General features: G+C 71.6%; 16 protein-coding genes. 11 read left to right on the forward strand and 5 right to left on the reverse strand.

The window, feature by feature from the left end; translation table 11 throughout:
- Nucleotides 1–337 precede the first annotated feature (337 nt).
- From HNP84_RS19825 to thyX, 3 genes are all read left to right on the forward strand, one after another.
- Nucleotides 338–1,213: an ABC transporter ATP-binding protein gene (locus HNP84_RS19825; RefSeq protein ID WP_425585917.1), complete on the forward strand. Its 876-nt coding sequence runs from the start codon at nucleotides 338–340 to the stop codon at nucleotides 1,211–1,213.
- Nucleotides 1,213–1,998: an ABC transporter permease gene (locus HNP84_RS19830; protein ID WP_185051254.1), complete on the forward strand. Its 786-nt coding sequence runs from the start codon at nucleotides 1,213–1,215 to the stop codon at nucleotides 1,996–1,998. The genes HNP84_RS19825 and HNP84_RS19830 overlap by 1 nt, the downstream gene beginning before the upstream one ends.
- 131 nt (nucleotides 1,999–2,129) lie before the next feature.
- Nucleotides 2,130–2,855, forward strand: coding sequence for an FAD-dependent thymidylate synthase (gene thyX, locus HNP84_RS19835; protein ID WP_185051255.1), 726 nt, complete (start codon nucleotides 2,130–2,132; stop codon nucleotides 2,853–2,855).
- 19 nt (nucleotides 2,856–2,874) lie between these two features.
- On the opposite strand, the gene HNP84_RS19840 is transcribed toward thyX, so the two are convergent.
- Entirely contained in the window at nucleotides 2,875–3,186 is a 312-nt protein-coding gene (locus tag HNP84_RS19840; RefSeq protein WP_185051256.1) for a ubiquitin family protein, read from the reverse strand.
- A 355-nt stretch (nucleotides 3,187–3,541) separates the two neighbouring features.
- Between HNP84_RS19840 and HNP84_RS19845 the strand changes: the two genes are divergently transcribed.
- Complete coding sequence (locus tag HNP84_RS19845; RefSeq protein ID WP_185051257.1) at nucleotides 3,542–4,357, forward strand: helix-turn-helix domain-containing protein; 816 nt, start codon at nucleotides 3,542–3,544, stop codon at nucleotides 4,355–4,357.
- A 3-nt stretch (nucleotides 4,358–4,360) separates the two neighbouring features.
- Here the strand turns inward: HNP84_RS19845 and HNP84_RS19850 are convergent, their stop codons facing one another.
- The gene (locus tag HNP84_RS19850; protein ID WP_185051258.1) at nucleotides 4,361–5,542 is read right to left on the reverse strand and encodes a globin domain-containing protein; all 1,182 of its coding nucleotides are present in this window, start codon (nucleotides 5,540–5,542) and stop codon (nucleotides 4,361–4,363) included.
- A 675-nt stretch (nucleotides 5,543–6,217) separates the two neighbouring features.
- Here HNP84_RS19850 and HNP84_RS19855 point away from each other — a divergent pair.
- Complete coding sequence (locus HNP84_RS19855) at nucleotides 6,218–6,595, forward strand: isochorismatase family protein (RefSeq protein WP_185051259.1); 378 nt, start codon at nucleotides 6,218–6,220, stop codon at nucleotides 6,593–6,595.
- A gap of 58 nt (nucleotides 6,596–6,653) precedes the next feature.
- On the opposite strand, the gene HNP84_RS19860 is transcribed toward HNP84_RS19855, so the two are convergent.
- Together HNP84_RS19860 and HNP84_RS19865 are read right to left on the reverse strand one after the other, a co-directional pair.
- Nucleotides 6,654–7,214, reverse strand: a complete 561-nt coding sequence (locus HNP84_RS19860; RefSeq protein WP_185051260.1) for a hypothetical protein — start codon at nucleotides 7,212–7,214, stop codon at nucleotides 6,654–6,656.
- A gap of 693 nt (nucleotides 7,215–7,907) precedes the next feature.
- Complete coding sequence (locus tag HNP84_RS19865; protein WP_185051261.1) at nucleotides 7,908–8,753, reverse strand: hypothetical protein; 846 nt, start codon at nucleotides 8,751–8,753, stop codon at nucleotides 7,908–7,910.
- An 870-nt stretch (nucleotides 8,754–9,623) separates the two neighbouring features.
- Between HNP84_RS19865 and HNP84_RS19870 the strand changes: the two genes are divergently transcribed.
- Nucleotides 9,624–10,313, forward strand: a complete 690-nt coding sequence (locus HNP84_RS19870) for a gamma-glutamyl-gamma-aminobutyrate hydrolase family protein (protein ID WP_185051262.1) — start codon at nucleotides 9,624–9,626, stop codon at nucleotides 10,311–10,313.
- A 20-nt stretch (nucleotides 10,314–10,333) separates the two neighbouring features.
- Nucleotides 10,334–11,125 (forward strand): enoyl-CoA hydratase/isomerase family protein, encoded by a 792-nt coding sequence (locus HNP84_RS19875; RefSeq protein ID WP_185051263.1) that lies wholly within the window; start codon nucleotides 10,334–10,336, stop codon nucleotides 11,123–11,125.
- A gap of 5 nt (nucleotides 11,126–11,130) precedes the next feature.
- Here HNP84_RS19875 and HNP84_RS19880 read toward each other — a convergent pair whose 3' ends face one another.
- Nucleotides 11,131–11,721, reverse strand: coding sequence for a class I SAM-dependent methyltransferase (locus tag HNP84_RS19880; RefSeq protein ID WP_185051264.1), 591 nt, complete (start codon nucleotides 11,719–11,721; stop codon nucleotides 11,131–11,133).
- A 167-nt stretch (nucleotides 11,722–11,888) separates the two neighbouring features.
- On the opposite strand from HNP84_RS19880, the gene HNP84_RS19885 reads away from it, so the two are divergent.
- The 4 genes from HNP84_RS19885 (at nucleotide 11,889) to HNP84_RS19900 (ending at nucleotide 18,459) form a co-directional block, all read left to right on the forward strand.
- Entirely contained in the window at nucleotides 11,889–13,547 is a 1,659-nt protein-coding gene (locus HNP84_RS19885) for a sensor histidine kinase (RefSeq protein ID WP_246518397.1), read from the forward strand.
- On the forward strand, nucleotides 13,544–14,212 hold the full coding sequence (locus HNP84_RS19890; protein ID WP_185051265.1) for a response regulator: 669 nt from the start codon (nucleotides 13,544–13,546) through the stop codon (nucleotides 14,210–14,212). The genes HNP84_RS19885 and HNP84_RS19890 overlap by 4 nt, the downstream gene beginning before the upstream one ends.
- Before the next feature lie 1,145 nt (nucleotides 14,213–15,357).
- On the forward strand, nucleotides 15,358–15,945 hold the full coding sequence (gene clsA / locus HNP84_RS19895) for a cardiolipin synthase ClsA (RefSeq protein ID WP_185051266.1): 588 nt from the start codon (nucleotides 15,358–15,360) through the stop codon (nucleotides 15,943–15,945).
- Between the two features lie 12 nt (nucleotides 15,946–15,957).
- Complete coding sequence (locus HNP84_RS19900; protein ID WP_185051267.1) at nucleotides 15,958–18,459, forward strand: mannose-1-phosphate guanyltransferase; 2,502 nt, start codon at nucleotides 15,958–15,960, stop codon at nucleotides 18,457–18,459.
- The last annotated feature ends 46 nt before the right edge of the window (nucleotides 18,460–18,505 follow it).

Below are 18,505 nucleotides of genomic sequence, written 5' to 3' on the forward strand. Positions count from 1 at the left end.
CCCCCCGCGCCCGGCCCGGCCCCCCGCCTGGCCCGGCCCCCCGCGCCCGGCCCTGCTCCCCTCCCGCGTCCGGCCCGGCTCCCCCTCCCACGCCCGCGGCTGGCCTGGCTCCCCCAGGGCAGCGGCGTCGTGGTCCCCATCGGCGCCCCGCCCGCCCCAGGGCAGGCAATAGTCATGCATTTCCTGTTATGGGATCTCGTTCTCTGGTAGGAGGTGACCCCCCCTTTACGGGTCAATAATCGGGGCGATGTCTGCCATCGAAATCCGAAACCTATTCAAGTCGTTCGGGCCGGTAAAGGCGGTCAACGACGTTTCATTCACGGTGGAGTCCGGCACGGTGACCGGGTATCTCGGTCCCAACGGCGCGGGCAAGACCACCACCCTGCGGTGCCTGCTCGGGCTCGTCGCCGCCGACGGCGGCACCGCTCTCGTCAACGGTCACCGCTACGCCGAGCTCGACCACCCGCTCACCGAGGTCGGCGCGGTGCTGGAGGCGACCAACTTCCACCCCGGGCGCAGCGCCCGCAACCACCTGCGCGTCATGTGCACGGCCGCGGGGCTGCCCGCCGACCGGGCCGACGACGCGCTCGCCCAGGTCGGCCTGGCCGACGTCGCGAACAAGCGGGTCGCCGGGTTCAGCCTGGGCATGCGCCAGCGCCTGGCCCTGGCCACCGCGCTGATCGGCCGGCCGAAGGTGTTCATCCTGGACGAGCCCGCCAACGGGCTCGACCCGGCGGGCATCCAGTGGCTGCGCGGCTTCCTGCGCCACCTCGCGCACGAGAAGGGGGCGGCCGTGCTCGTCTCCAGCCACGTGCTGTCGGAGGTCGAGCAGACCGTGGACAACGTGGTGATCATCGCCGGCGGGCGCCTGGTGCACCAGGGCGCGCTGGCCGACCTGACCGCCAACGGCGACCACGGCGTACGCGTGCGGGCCGACGAGGACGAGAAGCTGGCCGCGGCCGTGGAGCGCGAGGGCGGCCGGGCCGAGCGCCTGGGCGACGGCGTGCTGCGCGTGCGGGGCCTGGACCGCGAGGCCGTGGGCCGGATCGCCCTGGACGAGCGCATTCTGGTCAGCGAGATGGTCCAGGAGCGCTCCGACCTGCAGAAGGTCTTCCTGGAGCTGACCGGCTCCGCGCAGAACGGCTCGGCCGGAGAACCCCGGCCGCAGGTGGAGTGGCCGCAGCCCCGCTCCACTTCGGGAGGTGACGCCTGATGGTCGCACTGGTCCGCGCCGAGCTGCAGAAGCTGTTCACCACCCGGCTGTGGTGGGTCATGCTGATCTCGGCCCTGCTCTACAGCGGCTTCGTGCTGGTCCTGGTCACCGCCTTCGCGGGCGTGTCCGGCAGCCCCGGCGTGCCGGCGAGCCCGGGGCGCGACACCCCCGAGTACCAGCAGCTCGCCTGGTCCTCCGGTTCCGCGGCCACGCTGTTCGTGATGATCCTCGGCATCGTGATGGTCACCGCCGAGTACCGCTACCAGACCATCACCGGCACCTTCCTCACCACGCCGCGCCGCGGCCGGGTGGTGACGGCCAAGCTGCTGGCCGGCCTGGTCGTGGGCGTGCTGTTCGGCCTGGCCACGCTGGCGCTGACCGCCGTCGTCGTGATCCCCGCCGTGAGCCTGTCGGGCGGCGAGGTCACCCTGACCGACCACGGCATCCCGCGCATCGCGGGCGGCGTCCTCGCCTCGGTCGCGCTGTACGCGCTGTTCGGCATCGGGCTCGGCGCGCTGATCCGCAACCAGATCGGCGCGATCATGGCCGGTGTCGCGTGGGTGTTCGTGGTGGAGGCGATCCTGGCCGTGGTGCCCGCGCTGCGTACGGTCGGCAAGTGGACCCCGGGAGGCGCGTCCAATGCCCTGATCAACGTCAACGTGAACACCGGCCTCGGCGAGTTCGACCTGCTGCCCGCCTGGGGCGGCGCGGCGGTGCTGGTGGCGTACGCGCTGCTGTTCGCGGCCGTGGCGTCGCTGACGACGCTGCGCCGCGACATCACCTAGGAAGCCGCGACATCACCTGGGAAGCCGCGACATCACCTGGGAATCGGCCACGGTCGCCCGCGATCGCGGACCAGACGCCGGGCACGCTCGTCTAGGCTGGTCGGGTCGTTTGAACGGGGGGAGGCCGGGACGTGATCGAGGACGAGGTGCGGCTGCTGGACGACGTGACGGTGGAGCTGGTCAAGCACAGCGCGTCCGACGCCGACGTGCTGTTCGCGGCCCGGGTCTCCACCGCCGGCGAGCAGTCGCTGGAGGAGCTGCACAAGGACCCCGAGCGGTCGCGCGGGCTGATCAACTTCCTGATGCGCGACCGGCACGGCAGTCCGTTCGAGCACAACTCGATGACCTTCTTCATCAGCGCGCCGATCTTCGTCTTCCGCGAGTTCCACCGGCACAGGACCGGCTGGTCCTACAACGAGGAGAGCGGGCGCTACCGCGAGCTGCGCCCGGTCTTCTACGTCCCGGGTCCCGAGCGCAAGCTGGTGCAGGAGGGCAAGCCGGGCCGGTACGTCTTCGTCGAGGGCACGCCGGGGCAGCGCAAGGTGGTGCTGGAGGCCATGGAGGGCGCCTACCGGCAGGCGTACTCCGCCTACCGCGAGATGCTGGAGGCCGGGGTCGCCCGCGAGGTGGCGCGCGCCGTGCTGCCCGTCGGGCTGTTCAGCACCATGTACGCCACCTGCAACGCCCGCTCGCTGATGCACTTCCTGTCGCTGCGCACCAAGAGCGAGGACGCCAAGGTGCCCTCCTTCCCGCAACGCGAGATCGAGATGGTCGCGGAGAAGATGGAGGCGCTGTGGGCCGGGCTGATGCCCATCACCCACGCCGCCTTCGTCGCCAACGGCCGCGTCTCGCCATAGGGAGGGCGGTAGCCGGGGGTCAGGACGGCAGCGCCGGCAGCACGTAGATCTCGGCCCCGGGGGGCAGCCGGCAGTCCAGGCCGCCGAGGCGGCGGGCGTTCTCGCCGCAGACGAACATGGTGATGTGCCCGCGGATGCGGCCGTGGTCGTCGCGCAGCCGCCGCTCCAGGCACGGGTGCGTACGCCGCAGCCGGTCCAGGGCGGAGCCCAGCGTGGGATGGCCGCCCTCGGCCGGCGCCACCGCGAAGACCCGCACCTCGCCCGCCCCGCGCACCCAGTGGCGCAGCGTGGCCGGCAGCACGAACGTCACCAGCGTGACCGGTCTGGACATGTCCTCACAGCCCCTCCTGTGCCGGAGCCGCGGGCGCAGCGCTGGTGTGCTCGTCGGGTGGCTCGCTCACAGCACCTTCTCCCAGGTCTCGCCGTCTGCGGGGGTCACGTTCGGCCGCTGCGCGCGGATGGGCCCCATGGTGTCACGTTGGAAACCTGACGGCCGCTCTCTGGCGGATTTGTGCCTGCGGTTCGCCCTGATGGTCGTAAATATTGAGGTATACGGCCCGGCTCAGGCTGATTTCGTCCCACGCCAAACCGGGGTATCCGGCAGGCCCGGAGAGGGCGCGCGTGCCGGCGCCGATTACCCGGGGGGTAATCGCAACGCTTCCCCGCCGCCCGGTAGCGTGCGGGGCATGCGGGGAACTGCGGAACGGGACGAGCGCGAGGCGCCGATCGGGGAGCTGTTGCGGAGCTGGCGGCAACGGCGCAGGGTGAGCCAGCTCGACCTGGCCATCGCGGCCGGGGTGTCGGCGCGGCACATCAGCTTCCTGGAGACCGGGCGGGCGCGGCCCAGCCGCGAGATGGTGATGCGGCTGGCCGATAACCTGGGCGTGCCGCTGCGGCACCGCAACCGGCTGCTGGTGGCGGCCGGCTTCGCCCCGGCCTACCGGGAGCGCCCGGTGGACGCGCCGGAGATGGGCGCGGTGCGCGCGGCCCTGGATAAGATCCTGGCCGGGCACGAGCCGTACCCGGCGCTGGTGGTGGACCGGGGCTGGCACCTCGTGGCGGCCAACCGCGCCGCGGGCCTGTTCCTGGAGGGCATGCCGGACCACCTGCTGGAGCCCCCGATCAATGTCATGCGGCTGTCGCTGCACCCCGACGGCCTGGCCGCGCGCATGGTCAACCTGCCCGAGGTGCGCGCGTCGCTGCTGTACAACCTCAGGCGGCAGGCCGACGCGTCCGGCGACGGCGTGCTCGCCGAGCTGCACGACGAGATCGCCGCCTACCGCTACCCCGGCGTGGACGTCAACGTCGCCCGCCTGCCCGGCGCCGCCGACATCCTGGTGCCGCTGCGGGTCCGGCACGGCGACGCGGTGCTGTCGCTGTTCACCACGATCGCCGCGTTCGGCACCCCCGTGGACGTCACGGTCTCCGAGCTGGCCATCGAGATGTTCTGGCCGAACGACGAGGCCACGGCCGCCGCGCTGCGGGCCTGGGCCGGGGAGTAGCCCTCACCGCCCGGGGGCGGGGGAGGGGCAGCGCGAGTACGCCGGGCGCGGCTCGCGCGGTTCCCCGCAGGGCGGCTCCGGCCGAAGGGTGTCGTGGTGGATGCGCGAGAGCGGCACCCCGTCGGCGCGCAGCCGCCGCACGGCCTCCTCCACCATCGCGGGCGGGCCGCACACGTACGCCACGTGCTCGCCCCAGGAGTGGAAGCGCCCCATCACGTCCGGCAGGCTGCCGCGCATCCCGGCGTACCCGGGCTCGTCGGAGACCACCGGCAGCACCCGCAGCCACGGCCACGACGACTCCAGCCGCGCCAGGTCGGGCAGGTCGTACAGCTCCCGCTCCCGCCGCGCGCCGAACAGCAGGTGGATGTTCGGGCGGCGGCCGGAGGCGATGACGTCCTCGACGATCGCCTTCAGCGGGGCCAGCCCGGTCCCGCCCGCCACGGCGAGGATGTCGCGGTCGCCGGCGGGTGGTGCCATGGTGCCCATGGGCGGGCCCAGCATCAGCGTGTCGCCGATGCGGGTGTGCCGGACCAGCGCCGTGGACACCCAGCCGCCCGGCACCGCGCGCACGTGCAGGCTGATCGTGTTGTCCGCCCGGGGCGCGTTGGCGATGGAGAAGGTGCGCCACACGCGCGGCCAGCGCGCCGTCTGGACGTTGACGTACTGCCCGGCCGTGAACGGCAGCGGCTGCGCGGGCCGCAGCGTGAGCACCGCGATGTCCTCGGTACGCCGGTCGTGGTCGATCACCTCGGCGAGCCACCACGCCGGGGACACCCCCGAGTCCGACTCGGCCGCGTCGATCATGATGTTGGCGGCGGCGGTGTAGGCGGCGACCCAGGCGGCCTCGATCTCGCTGGTCCAGATCTCGGCCGCGAACCGCCTGACGGTGGCGAGCAGCGCGTTGCCCACGGCCGTGTAGTGCTCGGCCAGCACCCCGTACTTGCGGTGGTCGCGGCCGAGCTGGCCGAGGTAGGCCGCCAGGCCGTCGGGGCTGTCCAGGCTCCACACGATGCGGGTCAGCGCGCCGAAGAGCCGGTCGCGCTGCACGTCCAGCGCGGGCGGGAACATGCCGCGCAGATGGGGGCTCTCGGCGAAGAGCCGCCCGTAGAAGTACGCCGCGGCCTGGGCCGCGACCGGTTCGACGAGCGCGAAACTCTCTTTGATGAGCCGCGGATTCACTGACATTTGCTGAAAACCAACCCTAATCAATCGGAATGACTTCCGATCGCCTTGATCCACCTCCCTGACGGCTCCGGGTAACGAGCGCCGGCGGCCCCGGCTCGTCCGATCGCTCGAATTTGAGTCTTCCACCACCGCCTGGGTGACACAACCGTTTTGCCGTGATCAGACGGGTAAGCGAACTATCCGTGATCAGATCGTCATTGCCGGTTCCCCATAATCGAGGCTAAAGCGAAAAATAATCGCGTTCGTTGGCTCCGCTATTTACCGATCCCGGAACCCCCGGTCAGCCCCGCCCCGAAGTGTCCCCAACCGCGATTTGCGGCCCGCCGGACCCCGCCCGGCAGCCCGAGCAGGCGCCCGGACGCCCCGATCGCGGTACGTGACCGGGCGTGTGAGGTGCGAGAGCGCCTGTGACGGATGAGGGGGAAGTGTCGTTGCGGCGCACTGGAGATCATGATCGCCTGATCGGTCAAGCCGTGGTCCGGTGGGAGATTTGGCCAGGACGAAACCAGCAAACCGGCATAAGCGGGGCCGCCGCGCGGTGGCCCAGTCCTGACTCCCGACGCGCTAAGGCGAACGGGAACACCCCGCAAATGATCAAGCTTCTTGTCTCTCCTGGGCGGGCCACATCAACTACCCCGGCTCGCCGTTCGAGCGGCTGTGCGCTGGTCGGAGTGCATGACCTCCCCGGCCATTGACATCGTGGAGGAGCCGGTGCCGTACGCCGAGCGGGCCCACGTGGTGGACAAGCGGGGGTACGGGTTGTTCGCCGACCGGGCCGGGGCGGCGCTGGTGGAGGAGCGGGGGTGGCGGGACCTGTACGTGTGCGGGATCGCGACCGAGTCGTGTGTGCCGGCGACGGCGCTGGGGGCGTTCGGGCTGGACCTGACGCCGTGGGTGATCGTGGACGCGTGCGCGAGCAGCGCCGGCGAGGAGGCGCATGAGGCGGGGTTGTTGGTGACGCGGCGGTTCATCGGGGCGGGGCAGCTCGGGCTGGTGGCGGATGTGCCGGAGGAGGTGGTCGCTTCGCCGGTGGTGGGGAGGGGGCCCGGGTAGGCTGGTGGCGCGGTGCCCGGGTGTGGGTGCCGTCCTTGGGAGCCGCCCTGGTAGGTCCTCACACCTCTGGCAGGTTGTTCCCGGGCTCGACACTCGTCTCCAGGTTGAAGACGCTATGGATGGCCTCGATGCCCTCCTGGCTGTCGTGGTTCTCCCCGTCCAGCTCTGCTCTGATCCTGACCATCACCTGATAGGGGATGCGAAGGAGCTTGCCGTGCAGGCCGCCGACGTCGATGCGAAGGAGCAGGACCCTCGGCTTCCCCTGGAGCTGGCTTTGCGGTTCACTGATCTCCACGCGAGCTCGGTCTGTGGCTTCCAGGGCGTCACTGTCGGGGAAGACGTGCCAGGCTCCCAGCGACGCCACGGCTGTGCCTTGCAGGCGCTGGATCGGCAGGTCGCTGAACGTCTGCAGCGTTCCGTCCGAGTACGGCACGTAGGACACCACCTCATCCACGGCTAGGTGACCTCCCACGTTGAAGGGCGGCCTGAGTGCGATCACTCCCGTGTAGGTGATGAGAAGCTGCCTGTTAGGTGGGGTTGTCTCCTGCACCCAGGTCAAGTACGGGACGAACAGGTGTTGCGGCTGGTCGATGTCGCCTGTCGGCACCAGGATGGTCATCGTTGTCCTTTGTGGCGGCCGGAGCGGTTCGGCTCTTTCATGCCCTGAGGAGAATCCGCGGCGGCCCGTGCTGCGGTAAACATTCAGCTTTCGCGTCCTCGGTGGCGGCGTCTGACAGGTCTCAGCACTCGCCTGATGGCGGTAGAGCGGCAGGGGCCTGCCTTCGGGCAGGCCATCGCGTTCCGGCGTGATCCGTTGGTTGCCGCGCGGCAACGTGGCTAAGGGGAGGCGCCCTGCCAGCGGGTGCCACTCCGCGATTCAGCGCGACCTGGCGTAATCAGGGGTAATCGCGGCTGAGTCTGGGCCCGCTCGGTGTTCCCGCACCGGCGTGCCCGCCACCTGGCCGGCGAGACGACACCCCTGACTGCGGCCGAGCGCAAAGAGATCACGACCACCGAAGATCTCAGAGGCGCGATATTGGTGGGTGTGCGTGGTACGACCGAGCAGCAGATACGGGAGGAGGCGAAGGTCGATTCGAAAACAGAGTTCTGAGACGCCCGGCCCCAGCGCATCCTGCCCGCCGGCCCTAACACTGATTACGCACTTCCGACCTGCGTCCTGAACGACACGGAGATCCTGTTGGACGAGCTGGACCTAGCCGAAGCGAAGGAGCCGGCTGGGCCGTCCATCAATAGCTCGATCTACGACAGGAGCGGCCCTGCCCTCACCAACATCGCGGACCGAGCATCACCGCTATTCGCGGTCGGGCAGGTGCTCCACCTGGTTGACCTCGTCCCGCGGGAGGACCCCGCTCCCGCCGAGGACGGGCGTCGCCCCGCCCTGCCCGACGCCCTCGCCGAGCAGGACCACCCCGGACGCGGCGGGGACGGTCGCGGTCGGCGTGCCGGCGTCGCCGTGGATCACGCAGTCGAACACGACCTTCCAGTGGATGTGGTGAAGGTAGACCACGTCCACCGGCTGGTGGTTGGCGCCCTCCCGGACGGCGACCAGCCACGTCCAGAACTCCTTCTCCCCGCCGCACCCGGCCGGCGCCCAGCCGACCAGAGCTTCCAGGCCGGGCCCGCCGGTGTGGGAGGGGTGGTGGAAGGGGACCACCGGATCGTCCATCAATCGGATGTTGACGGGGTTGTTTGGGTCGGCCTTCTCGCGCGACTCGTCCCCGTACCAGCAGCCCTTGAGGGTGTCGCTGTCCCGCATGCGCTGCGGCAGCCTCGTGCGGTGCCGGGCGGCGCGCGCGCCGCTGCGGTAGAGCACCCAGAAGTCGGCCGACTCGACGGTCTGCACCCAGCCGATCTTCCACGCCTCGTTCCCGGCGAACCGCACGGTCGCGTCGAAGTCGACCCCAAAAGAGCCGATCGCGTGGGACGGCAGTTCGGGGGCCTCGTCCCCCGGCTCGCCCGACTCCGAGGCGTCGGAGTCGGGCTGGTTCTCCTGGACGACCAGCCCGGACGCGAAGTTGAGGTCCAGGCTCAGCACCTGGAACCCCTGCCCGCGCGGGCCGGCGACCTCCGGATACGGCACGCGGCTGCCCGCCTGCGTGCGTACGCTCTGCGCAGGCTGGAACGGCTGATCGGTCATGAGGCCCCTTGTCTCCGGTTTCGTCCTCATGGGACCACAGTGTGATCCGCGTCACAAGACCGCCGTCCTACGCCCTCGAACTAGCCGTGATCACCTGACGACAGCGGCGCCCGTCCTTCCCGGACGGGTCCGCCAGGCTACCCACGCCGACGATCAGTACGCTCCGGCGTCAGCAAGCCCCCCTCGACCGCGATCGCGACCAGTAGCGTCGGTAGAACCTGGGCGGCCGTCGAATAGAACTGCTCGGTCCCGAACACGCATCCAGCGTCCACCGGTCGGAGAGTCCGGTCCACCGGAATCCGGGAACCGGCGGTCGCCCGGCAACGCTGACGCCTGGAGGCGTCGCGGCGGAGCTGAGTCGCAGGTCGGGCGGGCCCGTCTGAGCCACAAACCAGACCCGCCCGCGCCCCGCCGCCCTGGGCGAATGCGGGCGGAGGGCCACTCATCAACTCTACTGGCCCCGGATCCAGGGCCACTCGGGAGTCTTGATCGTTTCCGAGTCTTCTAGTGGGTTGAATCGGTAGCCGGTGTGGGCGCGCCCAGTGGGTGAGGTGGTCACGGCCGGTAGTGGTGGGGTGCGCCCTGCCGGTGAGGTGTTGCTCGTGATCCTGGTCGTGTCCACTGGGAACGCGACGCGCGCCCTGCGGCAACCGACCTGCGCCAACGCGACCAACACGACTTGGCCGCCTCGACCGGCGTGCACAGCGCACCCTAACGCGGCCAACGCTTGCAAATGCTACGAAACGGAAACCCGAGATCCATGACATAACGGAAATGGAGTGCGCCATGATGGGACCGCCGCTGGAAATGGGGTGGGTGTCGCCCGAGGCAGGGTGGTACGACTCCGCGCATGCCACCTGGGGAGAACGCATGACCCGACCGCTGATCGGAATCACCTCCTATCTCGAAGCCGCCCGCTGGGGCTCCTGGGTCCGTGAGGCGGTCCTGTCGCCGCCGGCGTACGCCAAGGCCGTGGAGAAGGCGGGCGGGGCCGCGGTCGTGCTGCCGCCCATCCGCCTGGACGTGATCGGCGACTACATGCGCGGCCTGTCCGGGCTGGTGCTGGCCGGTGGGGTGGAGCTCGACGCCACCCTCTACGGCGCCGAGCAGGACGAGAGGGTGGAGGCCCCGCAGCCGCACCGCGACCGGTTCGAGCTGGCCCTCGCCCGCGCCGCCGTACAGGCCGACCTGCCGATCCTGGCCATCGCCCGCGGCATGCACGTGCTGAACGTCGCCCAGGGCGGCGCGCTGATCCCCTGGCTGCCCGAGGTCGTCGGGCACGACCGGCACCACGAGCCCGGGGTCCCGCACGCGATCCAGGTGAGCGTGTCCAGCAAGCTGGGCAAGGCCGTCGGCGACCACGTCGAGGTGATCGCGCCGCACCGGCAGGCCGTCAAGCGGCTCGGCACCGGCCTGCTGGCCGTGGCCTGGGCCGACGACCAGATCGTGGAGGCGATCGAGCTGCAGGGCCACCGGTTCGGCGTGGGCGTGCAGTGGCACCCCGAGCGCGGCGACGACAACCGCCTGTTCGAGGCGTTCGTCGAGGCCGCCCGCCCCTGATCCGGGGTTATCGTTCGGGAATGGGCGAGTACGCGGGATACGAGCGGCTGCGGATCGACCGGGTCGCCGACGGGGTGCTACGGGTCGTCATCAGCGAGCCGAGGCGGCTGAACGCCGTCGACACGGTGGGCCACCGGGAGCTGGCGGAGATCTGGCGCGAGATCGACCGCGACGACGAGGTGCGCGCGGTGGTCGTACGGGGCGACGGTGAGGCGTTCTCGGCCGGCGGCGACCTGTCCATGATCGAGGAGATGACGCGCGACCACGCCACCCGCATGCGGGTGCTCACCGAGGCTCGCGACATCGTCTACAACCTGGTCAACTGCGCCAAGCCCGTCGTCTCGGCCCTCCAGGGCCCCGCCGTCGGGGCCGGGCTCGCCGTCGCCCTGCTCGCCGACATCAGCGTCGCCGGGCGCACGGCGCGGATCATCGACGGGCACACCCGGCTCGGCGTGGCCGCCGGCGACCACGCCGCGATCATCTGGCCGCTGCTGTGCGGCCTGGCCAAGGCCAAGTACCACCTGCTGCTGTGCGAGCCGGTCAGCGGCGAGCAGGCCGAGCGCATGGGCCTGGTCAGCCTGTGCGTCGAGGACGACCAGGTGCACGAGCGCGCGATCGAGATCGCCACCCGCCTCGCCCAGGGCTCGGCGGAGGCGATCAGGCTGACGAAGTACGCCCTGAACAACTGGCTGCGCCAGGCCGGCCCCTCCTTCGACGCCTCCCTGGCGCTGGAGTTCCTCGGCTTCACCGGCCCCGACGCGGCCGAAGGGCTGAGCGCCCTGCGCGAGAAGCGGCCCCCGCGCTTCGCCTGACCCGGCTACACCCTCGGGCGGCGCGCGTTGTAGACGAAGGCCGGCGGCAGGTTGCGCCACACGGTCCTGCTCGGCACGACCTCCTCGAACACCTCGTGCAGCAGCCGCCGGAACCTGCGGGCGGTCGCCAGCGGCATCGCGTGGACGTACGCGAAGGTGGTGAACGCGGCGCCGGGGACCATCGAGGCGGTCACCGCGCCGAGCAGGCGGCGCTGCCGCTCCTGCGAGAACGCCGCCCACGGCAGGCCGCTGACCACCACATCGGCGGCCGGCAGGCCCCGCTCGGCCAGCATGTCGGGCAGCTCGCCCGCGTCGCCGGTCACGACGTCCACGCGGGGGAAGCGTGCGGCCAGCCGCGCCGCCATGCGCTCGTTGATCTCCACCGCCAGGTGGTGGCCCCGGCCGCCCAGGCGGCGCTGGATCTCCGCGGTGAACGGGCCCGTCCCGGGGCCCAGCTCCACCACGACCGGCTCGCCCTTCTCGGGCACCGGCGCGGCCACGGCCTCGGCGAGCCGCCGGGAGCTCGGCGCCACCGCGCCGACGACGGCAGGGGCGCGCATGAACTGCTCGATGAAGAGTGAAGCGTCGCTGGGCATGTGCAGAAGGTACGGCCTTCGGGCGGGTGCTCTCGTCCGTCTTGCGGCCGATCTTCCGGCCACTTGGAGGAGACGCCACCCCCCTGGAGGGCTATGGCGCCCCTGTGGGGGGTCCGTTACGGTTCGCCGGGCTACGGGCAGTGCGGGGTGGCGTATACCGTTCCAGCATGCGCAGGTACGGAGTGGCCGTGGACATCGTCCTGGCGGTGGCCGGAATCGCGCTCGACGTGCTCGTCTCCTTCGAGTCCTGGGGCGTGCCGTCGGCGCCCGCGTGGCTGGGGCTGACCCTGTCGGTGCTGGTCGGGGGCGCCATGGGCTTCGTACGCCGGTGGCCGGGCCCGGTGAGCTTCTACCTGTCGGGCCAGCTCGTGCTCACCGACCAGCTCGGCGCCTACACCGTCAACAGCGTGCAGATCCTGGTGCCGATCGCGCTCGGCGCGCTGGCGTACCAGAGCAGGTGGCGCTGGATCGCGCCCGCCGCGCTGTGCGGCGCGGGCGCGACCGCGCTCAACATCGCCGACCCCGGTGTGGCGTTCACCACGCCGGGCTGGTTCTACTCGGCCGCCGCGGCGCTGGTCCCGGTGATCGTCGGCCGCTACCTGCGCGGCTCGGAGGGCCGCCTGCCCGAGGGCGAGGCCCAGGGCTTCGGCCCCGACGTGCTGCTCGCGGGCGGCGGCGTGGCGCTGTCGGTGCTCGGCACCTGGCGCGAATGGCACACCGGCGGGCTGCCGGTGTCGGTCAACGGCCTGCTCGTCGTCCTCGCCGGCCTGTCCCTCGGCGTCGTACGCCGCATGCCCGGCATGGTCTTCCTGATCCAGGCGCTGATCCTGCTCGTCGCCGACTCCTACGCCATGAAGGCCGCCGACACGCTCCAGGGCATGCTCATGGTCACCGTCGCGGTCTTCGCGATGCGCGCCTCCTGGGGCTGGACCGGCGTGGTCTACCTCGCCGCCTGCGGGGTCACCGCGCTCACCCTGGTGGACCACCCCTCCCAGGTGACGGCGTGGCGGGCGTTCCTGCTCATGACCATGGTGGCCACGCCGGTCGTGATCGGCCGCTACCTGCGCGGGCGCAGGCTCGCCGCCGAACTGGAGCGCACCATGACTCGCGAGGCCGAAAAGCACATCGCGGCCCGCATGCGGGCCGACCGGCTGGCCGAGCGCGAGCGGATCGCCCGCGACGTGCACGACATCGTGGCCCACCACGTCGGCGCCATGGTCCTGCGCGCCGGAGCCGCCCAGTACGCCCTGCCGCCCGGCCCGGTCGCCGACGCCCTCGCCGACATCCGCGCCACCGGCCACCAGGTGCTGGAGGACCTGCGCGGCCTGCTCAACGTGCTGCGCGACCCCGACCCGCCGGATGACCTGCCCCTCGCCGAGCCCGCCGACCTGGTCGTGGACGCGGTGGAGCGGATGACCGCCGCCGGCCTGCGGATCAAGCTCGACCTGGACCCCAAGACCGCCCACGCGCCGCTCGTGGTCAGCACCTCGGCGGCCAGGATCGTCCAGGAGGCGCTGACCAACGTGCTCAAGCACGCCGGCCCCGGCACCGACGTCGAGGTGCGCCTGGCCCTGGAACGCCGCCGCCTGGTGGTCGAGGTCGACAACGGCCCGCCCGCCGCTCCGCCGGCCGGCCTCCCCTCCTCCGGCCAGGGCATCCCCGGCATGCGCGAACGCGCCGCCGCCCTCGGCGGCACCCTCATCGCCCGCCCCCGCCCCGGCGGCGGCTGGTCCCTGATCGCCACCCTGCCCCTGGGCGACACCCCGCCGGGCCCCCTGCTCGGCGACTCCTGCCGCATCACCAGAACCATGGGAGAACGACGTTGATCCGCGTACTGGTCGCCGACGACCAGGCCCTCGTACGCGCCGGGGTGCGCATGCTCCTGGAGGCCACCGGCCGAATGGAGGTCTGCGCGGAGGCCGTGGACGGCCTGCAGGCCGTGCGGCTGTGCGAGCAGCACCGCCCCGACGTGCTGCTGATGGACCTGCGCATGCCCAAGCTGGACGGCCTGGAGGCCACCAGGCGCATCCTCGCGTCCTGGCCCTCGGCCCGGATCGTGGTCCTGACCACCTTCGCCGACGACGCCAACGTCTACGCCGCCCTCCGCGCCGGCGCGCTCGGCTTCCTGGTCAAGGACGACGAGCCCGAACGCATGCTCGACGCCGTCCGCCTGGCCGCCGCCGGCGAACCCCTGCTCGCCCCCTCGGTCCTGCGTCGCGTCGTCGAACGCGCCCTGGCCGCCGAGGAACAGGCCAGCCAGCCCATCCCCGCCTCCCTCACCGAACGCGAACTGGAGGTCCTGGCCCTGGTGGGCACGGGCCTGTCCAACGCCGAGATCGCCGACGTCCTCAACGTCGGCGTCACCACCGTCAAGACCCACGTGGGCTCCGCCATGGACAAACTCGGCCTCCGCAACCGAACCCAGGCCGCCGTCGTAGCCCACCGCATCGGCCTGGTGGACGCCTCCTTCCGCCCCGTGAAACGCCCCTGACCCACCCCGCCCCCAAGGCCGGCGACAGGAGAATGGCGGCCGGTGGGGAGTGTCCGGGCAATGGTGGATTCTCCCGAACACGGACACACCCGTATGCCCCCTCCGGGAGGAGGTGGCGGGAGGGTATGGCGTTGCCGCGGGTTCCGGCACCTACCCCACCCGCCTTGGCAAAGAAGATGCGGACACTCCCGGCCGGTGTGGTGAGGGCCCGGGGCTGGTCTTAGGCCATGGGCGGGAGGCCCTGGCAGGCACCCGGCGGGTTGCGAGCATGAGCCGAGCGGTGATGAGTCGCCGGTGCCGGGTGATCGGGGTCTCGGGGGCCGTGGGTGGGAGAGTGCGGGCCAGGGCTGTGTGACCGGCAGGGGACGGTGGGTGGTGCTGCGAGGGCTGGATGTCCAGCGTGGAGGCCGTGGGCGGGAGGTCCCTGGCGGGCGCCCGGCGGGCTGCGGACGCGTGAGCGGAACGCGCGATGACCTCGCAGGCGCCAAGGCGTTGCGGGTATGGAGTGGCCGGGTGACGGCCTTGCGAGTCCGGGTGGATCGGGGGATGGGGCGGGCCGCGGATGGGGGAGTGCGGGCCGGGGCTGTGTGATCGGCAGGGGGATGGCGGGTGGTGTGGCAGGGGATGGCTGTCCGGTCTTGGGCCGTGGATGGGAGGTCTCTGGCGGGTGCTCAGCGGGTTGTGAGCGCGTGGGCGGACGATGATCTCGCGGGTGCGAGGGGTCGCCGGTGTGAGGTGGCCGGGTGATGATCTCGCAGGTGCGGAGGGGGTCATGGGTGCCGGGGTGGATGGGTGACCGCCTTACGGGTGTCGAGGGGGTGCCGGGGTGGGCGGGCGACGGCCTTTCGGGTGCGGAGGGGGTTGCGGGTGTCGGGGTGGACGGGCGGCGGCCTTTCGGGTGCGGAGGGGGTTGCGGGTGTCGGGGTGGGCGGGTGACGGCCCTACGGGTGCCGGGCGGGTTGTGGGGGCTTGGGCGCGGGCCGTGTCTGGACTGAGGAGGGCGTGAACCCGACGAAGGAGGGTTCACGACCGACGAGGGAAGACACGGCCCTGGAAGCGCCCAAGCCCCGCCCGTGCGGAGCACGGGCAATAAGCACAGCCCGCCCGTGCGGAGCACGGGCAATAAGCACAGTAGGGTCGCAACCGTGAGCGTGAAATCGGCGGAGGATCGCATCTGGACGATTCCGAACGCGTTGAGTCTGGCGCGGTTGCTCGGGGTGCCGGTGTTCCTGTGGCTGGTGCTGGGGCCGCGGGCGGATGGGTGGGCGATCCTGTTGCTGGCGCTGGCCGGGGCCTCGGACTGGCTGGACGGCAAGCTGGCGCGGGCCTGGAACCAGACGAGCAGGCTGGGGCGGTTGCTCGATCCGCTGGCCGATCGGCTCTACATCCTGGCCACGCTCTTCGGGCTGGCCGCGCGGGAGATCATCCCGTGGTGGCTGGCGCTGGCGATTCCGCTGCGTGACCTGCTGCTGGTGGTCATCGTGCCACCGATCCTGCGCAGGCTGGGGTACGGCCCGGCGCTGCCGGTCCACTTCCTGGGCAAGGCGGCCACGGCCAACCTGCTGTACGCCTTCCCGCTGCTGTTCCTGGCCTCCCATACCGGCTGGTACGCCGACCCGGCGCGGATCGTCGGGTGGGCGTTCGCCATCTGGGGAACGGGCCTGTACTGGTGGGCGGGGGTGCTGTATGTGGTACAGGTGCGACAGCTCGTAAAAGGGGCGAAGTCACCGTAAGGGGTGTGATCCGTGAAGGCCGTTGTGATGGCGGGTGGTGAGGGCACGCGGCTGCGGCCGATGACCGCCAACCAGCCCAAACCCCTGCTACCGGTGATCAATCGGCCGATCATGGAGCATGTGCTGCGCCTGCTGCGCCGGCACGGGCTCACCGAGACGGTCGTGACCGTGCAGTTCCTCGCCGCGCTGATCCGCAACTACTTCGGCGACGGCGAGGAACTCGGCATGGACCTGTACTACGCCACCGAGGACATGCCCCTGGGCACCGCCGGCAGCGTCAAGAACGCCGCCGACAAGCTCCGCGACGACCCCTTCCTGGTCATCTCCGGTGACGCGCTCACCGACATCGACCTGACCGACATGATCCGCTTCCACCGCGAGAACGGCGCCATGGTCACGATCGGGCTCAAGCGGGTGCCCAACCCGCTGGAGTTCGGCATCGTGATCGTGGACGACCAGGGGCGGGTGCAGCGGTTCCTGGAGAAGCCCACCTGGGGCCAGGTCTTCTCCGACACCGTCAACACCGGCATCTACGTGATGGAGCCCGAGGTCCTGGACGAGGTGGCCACCGGCCGGCCCGTGGACTGGTCCTCCGACGTGTTCCCGCGCCTGCTGGCCCGGGGCGCGCCCCTGTACGGCTACGTCGCCGAGGGCTACTGGGAGGACGTCGGCACCCACGAGAGCTACCTGAAGGCCCAGTCCGACGCGCTGAGCGGCCGGGTGAAGGTCGAGATCGACGGCTTCGAGCTGTCGCCGGGCGTGTGGGTGGCCGAGGGCGCCTTCGTCGACTCCGACGCCGTGCTCAAGGGGCCGGTCTACATCGGCGACTACGCCAAGGTGGAGGCGGGCGCGGAGCTGCGCGAGTTCACCGTGCTGGGCAGCAACGTCGTGGTGCGCGAGGGGGCGTTCCTGCACCGCGCGGTCGTGCACGACAACGTCTACATCGGCCCCAGCGTCAACCTGCGCGGCTGTGTGATCGGCAAGAACACCGACGTGATGACCGGCGCCCGGATCGAGGAGAGCGCGGTCATCGGCGACGAGTGCATCATCGAGGCCGAGGCGTACGTCTCGTCCGGGGTGAAGATCTACCCGTTCAAGACCATCGAGGCCGGCGCGGTGGTCAACACCAGCGTCATCTGGGAGTCGCGCGGCCAGCGCAGCCTGTTCGGCCCCCGGGGCGTGTCGGGCCTGGTCAACGTGGAGATCACCCCCGAGCTGTGCGTCCGGCTGGCCAGCGCCTACGCCACCACCCTGAAGAAGGGCGCCTCGGTGGTCACCTCGCGCGACTCCTCGCGGGCCGCGCGGGCGCTGAAGCGGGCGGTGATCAGCGCGCTGAACGCCGGCGCCATCGACGTGCTGGACCTGGAGGCCGCGCCGCTGCCGGTGGCGCGCTTCCACACCGCGCGCACCCCGGCGGTGGGCGGGATCGCGCTGCGCACCACCCCGGGCGACCCGCAGAGCGTGGACATCGTTTTCATGGACGGCGGCGGCGCCGACCTGTCACTGGGCGCCCAGCGCAAGCTGGAGCGGGTCTTCTCCCGCCAGGAGTTCCGCCGCGCGTTCCCGGGCGAGATCGCCGAGCTGAGCTTCCCGGCCAGGGCCGTGGACGACTACGCGCACGAGCTGCTGCGCTGCATCGACATGCGCGGCGTGCGCGACACCGGCATGAAGGTCGTGGTGGACTGCGCCGGGGGCACCTCCTCCCTGGTCCTGCCCACGCTGCTGGGCCGGGTGGGCGTGGACGTGCTGACCGTCAACGCCAGGCTGGACGACGCATCGCCGACCGAGACGCTGGCCGAGCGCCGCCGCGACCTGCAGCGGCTGTCGGAGCTGGTCTCCTCGGCCCGCGCGGCGTTCGGCGTGCGCTTCGACCCGGTCGGCGAGCGGGTCGCCCTGGTGGACGAGAAGGGCCAGCTCATCAGCGAGGAGCGGGCCCTGCTCGTGGTGCTCGACCTGGTCGCGGCCGAGCGGGGCAGCGGCCGGGTGGCCCTGCCGGTGACCACGACCAGGGTCGCCGAGCAGGTGTGCCGGTTCCACGGGGTGCAGGTCGAGTGGACCGCGACCTCCGTGGACGCCCTCACCACCGCCGCCAGGGGCGAGGACATGATCTTCGCCGGCGACGGGCGTGGCGGCTTCATCGTGCCCGAGTTCGGCTCTACGGTGGACGGCCTGGCCGTGTTCCTGCGCCTGCTCGGCCTGGTCGCCCGCACCCGGCTGTCGCTGAGCCGCATCGACGCCCGGATTCCGGAGGCCAAGCTGCTCAAGCGCACGGTCCCGACGCCCTGGGCGGCCAAGGGCGCGGTCATGCGCTCGGTCATCGAGGGCGCCGAGGGCTACGCCATCGACACCACCGACGGGGTGCGCGTGGTCGCCGAGGACGGCGGGTGGGCCCTGGTGCTGCCCGACCCGACCGAGGCGGTCACCCACCTGTGGGCCGAGTCGCACGACGTGGACTCCGCCCAGAGCCTGCTGGAGCACTGGGCCCGGGTGGTGGAGCACGCCGCCGGCACCTGAGCGCCCGCGCCTTCGGGCGGGCGCGGGCCGCCGCGGGCGCGTGGCG

Origin of the sequence: Thermocatellispora tengchongensis, from assembly GCF_014202315.1 — a bacterium.
Taxonomy (GTDB): domain Bacteria; phylum Actinomycetota; class Actinomycetes; order Streptosporangiales; family Streptosporangiaceae; genus Thermocatellispora; species Thermocatellispora tengchongensis.